The sequence below is a fragment of the Streptomyces sp. NPDC028314 genome (assembly GCF_055565795.1).
In genome coordinates this window covers 193,651-206,822 of the sequence record NZ_JBVHTP010000012.1, presented here as the reverse complement: position 1 = coordinate 206,822, position 13,172 = coordinate 193,651, and the positions used below count along the sequence as shown (strand labels likewise).

The window sequence follows — 13,172 nt, the reverse complement described above, 5'->3', positions numbered from 1 at the left end:
GAGGTCGCTTTGCAGAAGCGTCAGGGACATCAGGACGCCGCCGATTCGCTGATCAGGGCGGGGAGTTTCTTCACCCGCGCCGAGGTGTCCGGCGACCTCCGTACGGTTCACCGGACCGGCGGCCGGGCCTCCGAGGCCTTCTACCGCGACCGCTGGAGCCACGACAAGGTCGTGCACTCCACGCACGGCGTGAACTGCACGGGTTCCTGCCGCTGGAAGGTGTACGTCAAGGACGGGATCATCACCTGGGAGACCCAGGCCACCGACTACCCCTCCGTGGGCCCGGACCGCCCCGAGTACGAGCCCCGCGGCTGCCCGCGCGGCGCCTCGTTCTCCTGGTACTCCTACTCGCCGACCCGGGTCCGCTACCCGTACGTCCGCGGGACCCTCCTGGAGATGTACCGGGAGGCCAAGCGGCGGCTGAAGGACCCGGTGCTGGCCTGGGCCGACATCCAGGCGGACCCCGCCCGTCGCCGCCGCTACCAGCGGGCCCGCGGCAAGGGCGGCCTGGTGCGGGCCACGTGGGAGGAGGCGACCGAACTCGTCGCCGCCGCGCACGTGCACACGATCAAGGAGCACGGCCCGGACCGGGTCGCCGGCTTCTCCCCGATCCCCGCGATGTCGATGGCCTCGCACGCCGCCGGGGCCCGCTTCCACTCCCTCATCGGCGCGCCGATGCTGTCCTTCTACGACTGGTACGCGGACCTCCCCGTGGCCTCTCCGCAGGTGTTCGGCGACCAGACCGACGTGCCCGAGTCGGGCGACTGGTGGGACGCCGCGTACCTGATGATGTGGGGCTCGAACGTGCCCGTCACCCGCACCCCGGACGCGCACTGGATGGCCGAGGCCCGCTACCGCGGCCAGAAGGTCGTCACGGTTTCCCCGGATTTCGCGGACAACACCAAATTCGCCGACGAATGGATGCACCCGCACCCCGGTACGGACGGCGCGCTGGCCCTCGCCATGGGCCATGTCATCCTCAGGGAATTCTTCGTGGAGAAGGAGACTCCTTTCTTCACGGATTACGTGCGCAAGTACACCGATCTGCCGTTCCTGGTGTCTTTGCGCGAGACCGGGAACGGTCTGGTCCCGGGGAAGTTCGTCACGGCCGCCGATCTCGGCCTGGAGACCGAGAACGCGCAGTGGAAGACCGTCCTCGTCGACGACGCCACCGGCGAGCCGGTGGTCCCGAACGGCACCCTCGGCCACCGCTGGGGCAGGAACGAGCAGCCCGAGTGGAACCTCGACCTGGGCGACACCGTGCCCCGGCTCACCCTGCTCGGGGAGGGCGGCAGCGCCGAGATCACGCTGCCCCGCTTCGAGGACGACGAGCGCGGTGGGACGGTCCGCCGCGGTGTGCCCGTACGCCGTCTCGGCAACCGGCTCGTCACCACCGTGTTCGACCTGATGCTGGCCCAGTACGGGGTCGCCCGCGCGGGCCTGCCCGGCGAGTGGCCGTCCTCCTACGAGGACGCGTCGCAGCCCGGCACCCCCGGCTGGCAGGAGTCCTTGACCTCGGTGCCGGCCGCCCAGGCGGCGCGCGTGGCCCGGGAGTTCGCGCGGACCGCCGAGGAGTCGCAGGGCCGCTGCATGATCCTGATGGGCGCGGGCACGAACCACTGGTTCCACTCCGAGACCATCTACCGGGCCTTCCTCGCCCTGCTGACCCTCACCGGCTGCCAGGGCCGCAACGGCGGCGGCTGGGGCCACTACGTCGGCCAGGAGAAGTGCCGCCCGGTCACCGGCTGGGCCACCCTCGCCGCCGCCTCCGACTGGTCGCGCCCGCCGCGCCAGATGATCGGCGCGGCCTGGTTCTACCTGCACACCGACCAGTGGCGCTACGACACCCTCCCCGCGGAGGCCCTCGCCTCACCGCTGGCCACCGGCGCGTTCGACGGCATGACCGGCTCCGACTGCCTGGCGGCCAGCGCCCGGATGGGCTGGATGCCGTCCTACCCGACCTTCGACCGCAACCCCCTGGAGCTGGGCGAGGCCGAGGACCCGGTCGCGGAGGCGGTCCGGCAGCTGAGAAGCGGCGAGCTGGGCTTCGCCGGGGAGGACCCGGACGCGCCGCGGAACTGGCCGCGCGTGCTCAACGTATGGCGGGCCAATCTGCTCGGGTCCAGCTCCAAGGGCAACGAGTACTTCCTCAAGCACCTGCTGGGGACCCACTCCAACCTGCCCGAGGACGGGCCGCGTTGCGCGCCGAAGGACGTCACGTACCGGGAGGAGGACGTGGAGGGCAAGCTCGACCTCCTCATGAGCATGGACTTCCGGATGACGTCCACCACGCTCCTGTCGGACGTGGTCCTCCCGGCGGCCACCTGGTACGAGAAGCACGACCTGTCCTCCACGGACATGCACCCCTTCCTGCACGCCTTCACCCCGGCCGTGGACCCGCCGTGGCAGGCCCGTTCCGACTACGACGCCTTCCGCGGCCTGGCCGAGCGCTTCGGCGAACTGGCCGCGACCCACCTGGGCGTTCGCAAGGACCTGGTGGCGACCGCGCTCCAGCACGACACCCCGGGCGGCGAGATGGCCCAGCCCGGCGGGGTCGCGCTGGACTGGTCGAAGGGCGAGTGCGAGCCCGTACCCGGCAGGACGATGTACGACCTGACCGTGGTCGAGCGGGACTACGGGGCGGTCGGCGAGAAGTTCGCCGCGCTCGGCCCGCTGGTCGACCGGCTCGGCGTCACGACGAAGGCCATCACCTTCGATGTGGCCGAGGAGATCGGCCACCTGGGCGAGAAGAACGGCCTGGTCCGCGGCGGAGTCGCCGACGGCCGCCCGCGCCTGGACACCGCGCAGCGCGCCTGCGAGGCGATCCTCTCGCTGTCCGGCACCTCCAACGGCCGCCTGGCGACGCAGGGTTTCGAGACCCTGGAGAAGAAGGTCGGCACGCACATGGCCCACCTGGCCGCCGAGGCCGAGGGCAAGCGGATCACCTTCGCCGACACCCAGGCCCGCCCGGTCCCCGTGATCACCTCGCCCGAGTGGTCCGGGTCGGAGGCCGGCGGGCGCCGCTACACGGCCTTCACCGTGAACACAGAGCACCTCAAGCCCTGGCACACCCTCACCGGCCGCCAGCACTTCTTCCTCGACCACGACTGGCTGCACGAGGTCGGGGAGTCGCTCCCGGTCTACAAGCCGCCGCTGAACATGCACACGCTGTACGGAGAGCCCGAGCTCGGCGTCGTCGACGAGAAGGCGAAGTCGGTCGCGGTCCGGTACCTGACCCCGCACAACAAATGGGCCATCCACAGCCAGTACCAGGACAACCTCTACATGATGACCCTGGGCCGCGGCGGTCAGACGGTGTGGATGTCCCCGCAGGACGCCGAGGCGATCGGGGTCGCGGACAACGACTGGATCGAGGCGGTCAACCGCAACGGCGTGGTCACCGCCCGCGCGATCGTCTCCCACAAGATGCCGCCCGGCACGGTCTACATGAACCACGCGCAGGAGCGCACGGTCGGCGTCCCCAAGACGGAGAAGACCGGCCGCCGCGGCGGCATCCACAACTCGCTGACCCGGGTGATGCTCAAGCCCACCCACCTCATCGGCGGCTACGCCCAGCTGACCTGGGCCTTCAACTACCTCGGCCCGACCGGCAACCAGCGCGACGAGGTGACGGTCATCCGCCGCCGCGACCAGAAGGTGGAGTACTAGATGCCCCCTCGCGAAGCGAAAATCGGACGAGTGATGGCACAGGTCGCGATGGTCATGAACCTCGACAAGTGCATCGGCTGCCACACCTGTTCGGTCACCTGCAAGCAGACGTGGACCAACCGGCAGGGCACCGAGTACGTCTGGTTCAACAACGTCGAGACCCTCCCCGGCCAGGGCTACCCCCGCCGCTGGGAGGACCAGGAGAAGTGGAAGGGCGGCTGGGAGCGCACCCGCTTCGGCAGGCTCCGCCTCAGGGCGGGCGGCCGCCTCGCGAAGCTCGGCAAGATCTTCGCGAATCCGGACCTTCCGGAGATCGACGACTACTACCAGCCCTGGACGTACGAGTACAAGAACCTCACCGAGGCTCCGGCGGGCGACGACCTGCCCACCGCCCGGCCCGTCTCGCAGGTCACCGGCGAGCCGATCGACAAGATCGAGTGGGGTCCGAACTGGGACGACAACCTCGGCGGCGCCCCCGCCCACGCCCCGCGGGACCCGATCGTGGAGAAGATCCGCGACGAGGTCGGGGAGAAGATCCGCTTCGAGTTCGAGCAGAGCTTCATGTTCTACCTGCCCCGGATCTGCGAGCACTGCCTGAACCCCGCGTGCGTCTCCTCCTGCCCGTCCGGCGCGATGTACAAGCGCGAGGAGGACGGCATCGTCCTGGTCGACCAGGAGCAGTGCCGCGGCTGGCGGATGTGCGTGACCGGCTGCCCCTACAAGAAGGTCTACTTCAACCACAACACCGGCAAGGCCGAGAAGTGCACCTTCTGCTTCCCGCGCATCGAGGTCGGCATGCCGACGGTCTGCTCGGAGACCTGTGTCGGCCGGATGCGCTACCTCGGCGTGCTGCTCTACGACGCCGACAAGGTCGCCGAGGCCGCCTCGGTCGAGGACGAGCACGATCTGTACCCCTCCCAGGTGGAGTGCTTCCTCGATCCCGACGACCCCGCCGTGATCGCCGCCGCCCGCAGGGACGGCATCACCGACGAGTGGCTCGACGCGGCCCGCGACTCCCCCGTCTACGACCTGATCGCCACCTACCAGGTCGCCCTCCCCCTCCACCCGGAGTACCGCACCATGCCGATGGTCTGGTACGTCCCTCCGCTCTCCCCCGTCGTCGAGGCGGTCGCGGCCACCGGCAGCGACGGCGAGGACGCGGGGAACCTCTTCGGCGCGATCGACGCGATGCGCATCCCCGTCGAGTACCTCGCCGCGGTCCTCACCGCCGGTGACACCCAGCCGGTGGAGGCCGTGCTGCGCCGGATGGCCGCGATGCGCGCGTACATGCGGCGGATCAACCTCGGTGAGCCGAGGGACGAGTCGATCGCCGAGGCGGTCGGGCTGACCGGCCGGGAGATGGAGGACATGTTCCGCCTGCTGGCCGTCGCCAAGCTGGAGGACCGCTTCGTGGTGCCGTCCGCCGCCCGCGCCGAGGCCGACGCGCTCGCCGGGACGCACCCGCTGGACGACGACTGCCCCGTCGGCGCGGTGAGCGAACCGCGCGTGATGCTCAACCTCGGTCCGACAAGGAGGAGTTCGTGAACCCGGACGCGCTGGTACGGCTGGTCGCGGGCTGCGTTCTGCAGTACCCCGGCGACCATTTCCACGACGAGCTCCCCCGGTTGCGCGCGGCCCTCGCCGGGGCGCCCGCCGAGCCGGCCGCGCTGCTCGGCGCCTTCCTCGACCGCGCCGGGTCGCTGGGCGCGATCGAGCTGTGCGCCGAGTACACCGCCACCTTCGACACCCGCAACCGCCGCTGCCTCTACCTGACCTGGTGGGCGGACGGGGACACCCGGCGCCGCGGACTGTCCCTGGTCCGGCTGAAGCGGATCTACCGGGACTTCGGGCTGGAGTTCACCGGTGAGGAGCTGCCCGACTTCCTCCCCGTGGCCCTGGAGTTCGCGGCGCTGCGCGAGCAGGCGGGCACCGAGCTGCTCCAGGAGCACCGGGCCGGCCTGGAGCTGCTGCGCCTCGCGCTCACCGAGTCCGGTTCCCCGTACGCCCGGGTGCTGGAAGCGGTCTGCGCGACGCTGCCCGGGCCCTCCCCCGAAACGAAGGCGGAGGCGAAGGCCCTCGCGCGGAACGGGCCGCCGCAGGAGCTGGTGGGCGCGGGATCGCCCCTGGAACCCTTCGGCCCCGGCATCGACATGCCCGCCGACCTCCCCTGGCCCGCCCTCGCGGAAAGGCAGAGTGCCTGATGGACCTCCTCCTGTGGGGCGTGCTCCCGTACGTCTCGGTAGCGCTGCTGATCGCGGGCACGGTCTGGCGGGCCCGGTTCGACCGGTTCGGCTGGACCACGCACTCCTCGCAGCTGCACGAGTCGCGGCTGCTGAGGATCGGGTCGCCGCTCTTCCACTTCGGCATGCTGTTCGTGGTCCTGGGCCATGTGGTCGGCCTGCTGGTCCCGAAGGGCTGGACCGACGCGATGGGGCTGAGCGATCACGCGTACCACCTGCTCGCCGTCTCCACCGGCGCCGTCGCGGGCGTCGCGGCCGCCGCGGGCATCGCGATCCTGGTGTACCGGCGCCTCAAGGTCCCGGCGGTGCGCCGCGCGACGCTGCGCGGCGACCACCTCATGTACACGTGCCTGCTCGGCGCGATGGCGCTCGGGCTGACGGCGACGGTCCTCAACTCCACCGGGATGACCGGCGGCTACGACTACCGGGACGGCATCTCGCTCTGGTTCCGCAGCCTGTTCACCTTCACCCCCGACCACCAGCTCATGGCGGGCGCCCCGCTCGCCTTCAAGCTGCACATCGTCTTCGGCTTCACGCTCTTCGCGCTGATCCCGTACTCGCGGCTGGTGCACATGTTCTCGGTGCCGCTGACGTACCTGGCGCGGCCGTACGTGGTCTACCGCAGGCGGGATCCCCGGCAGCTGGCCGAACGCCCGAGCAGGCGCGGCTGGGAGCGCGTCTCGTGAGCGCCCGTCCCCCGCGCGCGGTCGTCCGCCGGCCGCGCCACGCGATGGCGGAGCGCCCGTTCATCGTGATCTGGGAGGCGACCCGGGCCTGCCCGCTGGCCTGCCTGCACTGCCGTGCCGAGGCGCGGACCGCCCGCCACCCGCAGGAGCTCGACGGGGCCGACGCCCGCCGGTTGATGGACCAGACCGCCGCCTTCGGCCGGCCGGGCCCGCTGTTCGTGATCACCGGCGGGGACCCCTTCCAGCGGGCCGACCTCACCGACCTGGTGGCGTACGGGACTTCGCTCGGCCTGCGGGTGGCGGTCTCCCCGTCCGGTACGCCGACACTGACGCGGGAGAACCTGGCGGCGGTGCGGGACGCGGGGGCCGTGGCGCTGTCCCTGTCCCTGGACGGATCCACGGCCGCGCGGCACGACGCGTTCCGGGGCGTGCCCGGGGTCTTCGGCCGGACCCTGGACGGCTGGCGGGCGGCCCGGGAGCTCGGGCTGAAGGTGCAGATCAACACCACGGTGACCGGTGACGGCCTGGAGGACCTGGCCGATGTCGCCGCGCTGGTCAGACGCGAGGGCGCGATGCTGTGGTCCGGCTTCGTGCTCGTCCCGGCCGGGCGCGGCGGGCAGCTGGACTCCCTCGCCCCGGAGCAGGTCGAGGACGTACTGCACTTCCTCTACGACTGCGGTTCGGTGATGGCGACCAAGACCACGGAGGGGCACCACTTCCGCCGGGTCGCGCTCCAGCGGACCGTCCTCGACGCCCGCGGGGAACCGCCGCGGCTGGGGCCGCTGTACGCGCGCCTCACGGCCCGCGCCGCGGAACTCGGGCTCTTCGACGGCGCGCGGCGCGCGGTGCGCCGTCCGCCCATGGACGTGTCCGCGGGCCGCGGTTTCGTCTTCGTCTCGCACACGGGCGAGGTCCACCCGAGCGGCTTCCTCCCGGTCTCGGCGGGGAACGTGAAGAACCATCCGCTGACCGGGATCTACCGGGGCTCGGCGCTGTTCACCGCGCTGCGGGACCCGTCGCTGCTGCGCGGGAAGTGCGGAGCGTGCGAGTTCAAGACGGTGTGCGGCGGTTCGCGGTCGCGGGCGTACGGGTTCACGCGGGACGTCCTGGAGGCGGACCCGTACTGCGCCTACGAGCCGGGCAGCTTCCCGTACCAGGAGGAGCTGAGGGATCTGACCGAAAGCACGAGGCGCTCACACGCAGCCGCCCCATATGTTTCGAAGGGGTACATATCGGTCCCGGGAGAAGACACATGCGTTCAGTGATCGTCATCGGTGGCGGAATCAGCGGTCTGGCGGCGGCATGGCAGCTGCGCGGACAGGCCGACGTCACCCTGCTGGAGAGCCACTCCAAGGTCGGCGGCAAACTGCGCACCGGCACCATCGCCGGAATCACCGTGGACGAGGGCGCCGAATCGCTGATGGCCCTGCGCCCGGAGGCCGTGGAGCTGGCCGCGGCCGTCGGGCTCGGCGAGAGCCTGTGCGACCCGGCCGGCTCCCCCACCGCCATCTGGACCGACGGCGCGCTGCGGCCGCTCCCGGCGGGGCACGTGATGGGCATCCCTACGGATCCGGCGGCGCTGGCCGGCACCGGGCTCCTCTCCCCCGGGGGCATCGCCCGGGCGGCACAGGAGGAGACCCTGCCCGCACGGCGGCCGGCCGGCGACTGCTCGGTCGCCGAGTACCTCGCCGCCCGCTTCGGGCAGGAGGTGGTGGACCGGCTCGTCGAACCCCTGCTGGGCGGGATCTACGCCGGCCGCGCCGACCGGCTCTCGCTGCGCGCCGCCATGCCCCGGATCGCGGCGCTCGCCGAGCAGGGCTCCCCGCTCCTGCCCGCCCTGCGCCGCATGAAGGCGGCCGGCGCCCCCCGCGCGGCGGCGGTGGCCGTCCAGGGCGTGGCCGGCGGCGCGGGCCGGTTCCCCCAGGCCGTCGCCCGGGCCTGCGGGGCCCGCATCCTCACCGGCACCACCGCCCGCTCCCTCCAGCGGCTCCCCGGCGACCGCTGGCGGGTGCGGGCCGTCACCGGCGACGGGGTCCTGACCATGGAGGCGGACGCCGTGGTGCTCGCCCTGCCCGCGTTCGCGGCGGCCGGGCTGCTGCGCCCGCACTCCCCGTCGGCCGAGGCCGAACTGGCGGCCGTCCCGCACGCCTCGACCGCCGTCGTCACCATGGCCTTCTCCCGCGCACGGGCCCGCTTCCTCCCCGAGGGGAACGGCTTCCTGGTGCCGCCGGTCGACGGGCGCACCCTCAAGGCCGCCTCGTTCCTCTCCAACAAGTGGGCCTGGCTGCGCGATGCCGCCCCGGACACCTTCGTACTGCGCGCCTCGGTCGGCCGGATCGGCGAGGACGAACTGCTCGCCCGCCCCGACCGGCACCTGGTCCGCTCGGTCATCACGGAGCTCCACCACGCGGTGGGCCCGATGGGTGAACCCCTCGCCGCCCGCGTGACCCGGTGGGACCGCGGCCTGCCCCAGTACGGCGTCGGCCACCGCGAACGCGTCGCCCGGATCCGCGAGGCCGCCGGGAAGCTCCCGGGGCTGGCGCTGTGCGGAGCGGCGTACGAGGGCGTGGGCGTCGCCGCCTGCGTGGCGACCGGCCGGGCGGCGGCGACGCAGCTCCTGCGCGGCGCCTGACCGGGGAGCGGGGGACACCCCCTGGGTCACTCGTCCCGGAGCGGCCGGGACTGCGGCCCGTCCCGCGGCCCCTCAACCGGCCCGTCCGCCGGCCCGTCCGCCGGCCCGTCCCGCGGCCCCTCCACCAGCCCGTCCGCCGGCAGCGCCGCAGGCTCGCGCCCGGGCCCGCCCGGCGCCTGTCCCGCCGGCTCGTCCCACATCTCCCCCATCAGCTCGCCCAGCAGCTCCGCCGTCCGCGCCAGCGCCGGTGACATCAGGCCCGGCAGCCGCAGGAAGGGCGCCGGGTCCGCGAGGGGCTCGTCCACGAAGTCCGGCTCCGGGAAGTCGGCCGCGCGCTCCGCCGCCTCCAGGTGCCGGAGGTGGACGCAGAAGTCGTGGGCCAGCGCGGCGACCCTGGGGTCGCCCGGCGGGACGTCCGGGTCCGCGAGGGCGTCCATCTCGGCCTCCAGCCGCTCCTGTTCCGCGCGCAGCCTCGGGTTCGCGGCCAGCAGGCGGTGGCCCACGGCCTCTTCGGCGGCCGCCGCCGGGCCCAGCAGGTGCTCGGTCAGCAGCAGCGAGTCCAGGCCGCGCCGGCCGGGCTCCGCCGCTCCCAGCGCCCGCACCACCTCCGGGTCCAGCAGTCCCAGGTCGCTCCCGGCCGCGCGCAGGCGCCGTACGGCCCCACGGCGGGCGCGGATCTCCGCCTCCTGCCGCTCCAGGGAGGCCTCCAGGTCCGCCAGGAGCTCCTCCCGCGAGGACTTTCCCTCCAGGGAGGCCCGTACGTCGTCCAGCGCCAGGCCCAGCTCGGCCATCCGCCGCACCCACACGATGCGGACGATGTCCTCGTAGCCGTACCGCCGCCGGTCGTCGGGACCCCGTTCCGGCTCCGGCAGCAGCCCGATCCGGTGGTAGTGCCGCACGACCCTCGGCGTGGTCCCGGCCAGCTCCGCGGCCTCACCGATCCCGACCCACTGCGCAACGTTCATGGCTCCAGCTGACCACGTGCCGCCGCGGCGCGCACGAACCCGGATGGCTCATCGCACGCGCGGCCCGGCCCGTTCACCCACAAGATGGGTCCATGCCGAGAAACGCCCTGCGGGTCACCGCTGCCGCCGCCCTCGCCGCCGCGCTGCTCAGTACCAGTGCCTGTTCCGACGGCGCAGACAGGGACGAAAGGACCGCGGGCGGCAGCGCCCGGGGCGCCAAGTCCCTGAAGTGGGGGGACTGCGACGCCCCCACGCCCGCCCAGGGCGGCGGTCAGGCGCCGGGCAAGGACTGGCAGTGCGCCACGCTCGACGTGCCCCTCGATTACGCGGACCCCGAAGGAGAAACGATTCCTCTGGCGCTGATCCGGGCCAAGGCCCGCGACCAGAAGAACCGGCTCGGCTCCCTCGTCTTCAACTTCGGCGGCCCCGGCGGCTCCGGCATCACCACCCTGCCCGGCGCCGCCAAGGAGTACGAGGCCCTGCGCAAACGCTACGACCTGGTCAGTTTCGACCCCCGCGGCGTGGGCGGCAGCGCCCCGGTCCGCTGTGAGGACGACAAGCAGCTGGACGCGTACTACGCCACCGACTCCAGCCCGGCCACCCCGGAGCAGGAGAAGATCTACCTCGACGACCTCAAGAAGTACCAGCAGGCCTGCGAGCGCAACTCCGGCAAGGTCCTCCCCCACGTCGGCACCGAGAACGCCGCCCGCGACCTCGACCGCATCCGCCAGGCCCTGGGCGACGAGAAGCTGAACTACTTCGGCATCTCCTACGGCACCGAACTCGGCGGGGTCTACGCCCACCTCTTCCCGAAGAACGTCGGCCGCGCCGTCTTCGACGCCGTCGTGGACCCGACCAAGACCTCCGAGCAGGGGGCCCTCGGCCAGGCCAAGGGCTTCCAGCTGGCCCTCGACAACTGGGCCCAGGACTGCGTGAACCGCGGGGACCAGTGCCGGCTCCAGGGCAGCAACGTCAAGGAGGTCGAGGAGAACATCTCCAAGCTCCAGAAGCAGCTGGCCGCCAAGCCCATCCCGGGCATCGGCGCCCGGCAGCTCACCGAGTCCGCCGCGACCAACGGCATCGCCCAGGCGCTGTACTCGAAGGAGCTGTGGCCGCTGCTCGAAGAGGGGCTGGACGAGGCCCAGGGCGGCCAGGGCCAGCTGCTGATGGCGCTGTCCGATGCGCTCAACGGCCGGGACCAGCAGGGCCGTTACAGCAACATCGGCGCGGCGAACACGGCGATCAACTGCGCCGACTCCAAGGAGCGCTACACGCTGGCGCAGACCAAGGCCAAGCTGGCCGAGTTCCGCGCGGCCTCGCCCGTCTTCGGCGACTTCCTCGGCTGGGCGATGCTGGCCTGCACCGGCTGGCCGGTCCCGGGCGCCTGGGACACCCCGGACGTCTCCGCTCCCGGCGCCGCCCCGATCCTGGTGATCGGCAACACCGGCGACCCGGCCACCCCGTACGAGGGCGCGCGCAAGATGGTCGACCGGCTGGGCCCGGGCGTCGGCGTGGAGCTGACGTACAAGGGGCAGGGGCACGGCGCGTACAACAGCGGCGACACCTGCGTGCAGGAGAAGGTGAACACGTACCTGCTGGACGGGAAGGTGCCGGCGGCGGGCACGGTCTGCACGGCGGCCCCGGGCGGCGGCGAGGAAGCACTCGTCTGACCGCGCGCCCACCCCGCGCGGGTACGCCGAAGGGACCGTACCGCGAGCGGTACGGCCCCTTCGGGGAACTTCCGGTGGACCGGGGTCCGGCAGACCCGGGACCGGGTCTAGTAGACCGGCTTCTCGGGCTCGATCTGGTGGACCCAGCCGATGACACCGCCGCCGACGTGGACCGCGTCCGCGAAGCCCGCGGACTTGAGCACCGCGAGGACTTCCGCACTGCGGACACCCGTCTTGCAGTGCAAGACGATGCGCTTGTCCTGCGGCAGGTCCTGGAGGGCGGTGCCCATCAGGAACTCGCCCTTGGGGATCAGCTTCGCGCCGGGGATCGAGACGATCTCGTACTCGTTGATCTCGCGGACGTCGATGATCTCGATGGGCTCGTCGTTGTCGATCCACTCCTTGAGCTGCTTGGGAGTGATCGTGGAGCCGGCGGCCGCCTCCTGGGCCTCCTCCGACACGACGCCGCAGAAGGCCTCGTAGTCGATGAGTTCCTTGACGGTCGCGTTCGGACCGCAGACCGCGCAGTCGGGGTCCTTGCGGACCTTGACCTGGCGGTACTGCATCTCCAGGGCGTCGTAGATCATCAGACGGCCGACCAGCGGCTCGCCGACACCCGTGAGGACCTTGATGGCCTCGGTGACCTGGATGGACCCGATCGACGCGCAGAGCACGCCCAGCACGCCGCCCTCGGCGCAGCTCGGGACCATGCCCGGCGGCGGGGGCTCCGGGTACAGGCAGCGGTAGCACGGGCCGTGCTCGGACCAGAAGACCGAGGCCTGGCCGTCGAAGCGGTAGATCGAGCCCCACACGTACGGCTTGTTCAGCAGCACGCAGGCGTCGTTGACCAGGTAGCGCGTGGCGAAGTTGTCCGTGCCGTCGACGATGAGGTCGTACTGGCTGAAGATCTCCATCACGTTCTCGGCTTCGAGCCGCTCTTCGTGAAGGACCACGTTCACGTACGGGTTGATGCCCAGCACGCTGTCCCGGGCCGACTCGGCCTTGGAACGGCCGATGTCCGCCTGGCTGTGGATGATCTGGCGCTGCAGGTTCGACTCGTCGACCTCGTCGAACTCCACGATGCCCAGCGTGCCCACGCCGGCCGCGGCCAGGTACATGAGGGCGGGGGAGCCGAGACCGCCCGCGCCCACGGCCAGCACCTTGGCGTTCTTGAGGCGCTTCTGGCCGTCCATCCCGACATCCGGGATGATCAGGTGGCGGGAGTACCGACGGACCTCGTCAACGGTGAGCTCAGCAGCTGGCTCTACCAGGGGTGGCAGCGACACGGGGACTCCGTAGATGGTTAAGTC

9 protein-coding genes are annotated in these 13,172 nt (G+C 72.0%); 7 read left to right on the top strand and 2 right to left on the bottom strand.

Annotated elements, in window-relative coordinates:
* Positions 1-9: 9 nt before the first annotated feature.
* Genes ACZ4TG_RS26940 through hemG form a run of 6 tightly spaced genes read left to right on the top strand, consistent with a single transcriptional unit; the run spans position 10 to position 9,227 of the window.
* Complete coding sequence (locus ACZ4TG_RS26940) at positions 10-3,669, top strand: nitrate reductase subunit alpha (RefSeq protein ID WP_468167190.1); 3,660 nt, start codon at positions 10-12, stop codon at positions 3,667-3,669.
* Between the two features lie 33 nt (positions 3,670-3,702).
* Positions 3,703-5,214, top strand: coding sequence for a nitrate reductase subunit beta (gene narH, locus ACZ4TG_RS26935; protein WP_468167188.1), 1,512 nt, complete (start codon positions 3,703-3,705; stop codon positions 5,212-5,214).
* Complete coding sequence (gene narJ / locus ACZ4TG_RS26930) at positions 5,211-5,870, top strand: nitrate reductase molybdenum cofactor assembly chaperone (protein ID WP_468167186.1); 660 nt, start codon at positions 5,211-5,213, stop codon at positions 5,868-5,870. The genes narH and narJ overlap by 4 nt, the downstream gene beginning before the upstream one ends.
* A complete protein-coding gene (gene narI / locus ACZ4TG_RS26925; RefSeq protein WP_468167184.1) occupies positions 5,870-6,595 on the top strand; it encodes a respiratory nitrate reductase subunit gamma in 726 nt (241 codons plus the stop codon). The genes narJ and narI overlap by 1 nt, the downstream gene beginning before the upstream one ends.
* Positions 6,592-7,860 (top strand): TIGR04053 family radical SAM/SPASM domain-containing protein, encoded by a 1,269-nt coding sequence (locus tag ACZ4TG_RS26920; protein ID WP_468167182.1) that lies wholly within the window; start codon positions 6,592-6,594, stop codon positions 7,858-7,860. Before narI ends, ACZ4TG_RS26920 begins: the two co-directional genes overlap by 4 nt.
* Positions 7,848-9,227, top strand: a complete 1,380-nt coding sequence (gene hemG, locus ACZ4TG_RS26915; RefSeq protein WP_468167180.1) for a protoporphyrinogen oxidase — start codon at positions 7,848-7,850, stop codon at positions 9,225-9,227. Before ACZ4TG_RS26920 ends, hemG begins: the two co-directional genes overlap by 13 nt.
* Positions 9,228-9,253: 26 nt before the next feature.
* Here the strand turns inward: hemG and ACZ4TG_RS26910 are convergent, their stop codons facing one another.
* Entirely contained in the window at positions 9,254-10,192 is a 939-nt protein-coding gene (locus ACZ4TG_RS26910; protein ID WP_468167178.1) for a MerR family transcriptional regulator, read from the bottom strand.
* A 92-nt stretch (positions 10,193-10,284) separates the two neighbouring features.
* On the opposite strand from ACZ4TG_RS26910, the gene ACZ4TG_RS26905 reads away from it, so the two are divergent.
* Positions 10,285-11,862, top strand: coding sequence for an alpha/beta hydrolase (locus ACZ4TG_RS26905; protein ID WP_468167176.1), 1,578 nt, complete (start codon positions 10,285-10,287; stop codon positions 11,860-11,862).
* A gap of 107 nt (positions 11,863-11,969) precedes the next feature.
* Here ACZ4TG_RS26905 and moeZ read toward each other — a convergent pair whose 3' ends face one another.
* Positions 11,970-13,148, bottom strand: coding sequence for an adenylyltransferase/sulfurtransferase MoeZ (moeZ, locus tag ACZ4TG_RS26900; RefSeq protein WP_363053164.1), 1,179 nt, complete (start codon positions 13,146-13,148; stop codon positions 11,970-11,972).
* Positions 13,149-13,172 lie beyond the last annotated feature (24 nt).

Bases quoted from the DNA above. Each gene is read 5' to 3' on its own strand.
- narH (WP_468167188.1), top strand. From the start codon at position 3,703: ATGGCACAGGTCGCGATGGTCATGAACCTCGACAAGTGCATCGGCTGC.
- narI (WP_468167184.1), top strand. From the start codon at position 5,870: ATGGACCTCCTCCTGTGGGGCGTGCTCCCGTACGTCTCGGTAGCGCTG.
- hemG (WP_468167180.1), top strand. From the start codon at position 7,848: ATGCGTTCAGTGATCGTCATCGGTGGCGGAATCAGCGGTCTGGCGGCG.
- ACZ4TG_RS26910 (WP_468167178.1), bottom strand. From the start codon at position 10,192: ATGAACGTTGCGCAGTGGGTCGGGATCGGTGAGGCCGCGGAGCTGGCC.
- ACZ4TG_RS26905 (WP_468167176.1), top strand. From the start codon at position 10,285: ATGCCGAGAAACGCCCTGCGGGTCACCGCTGCCGCCGCCCTCGCCGCC.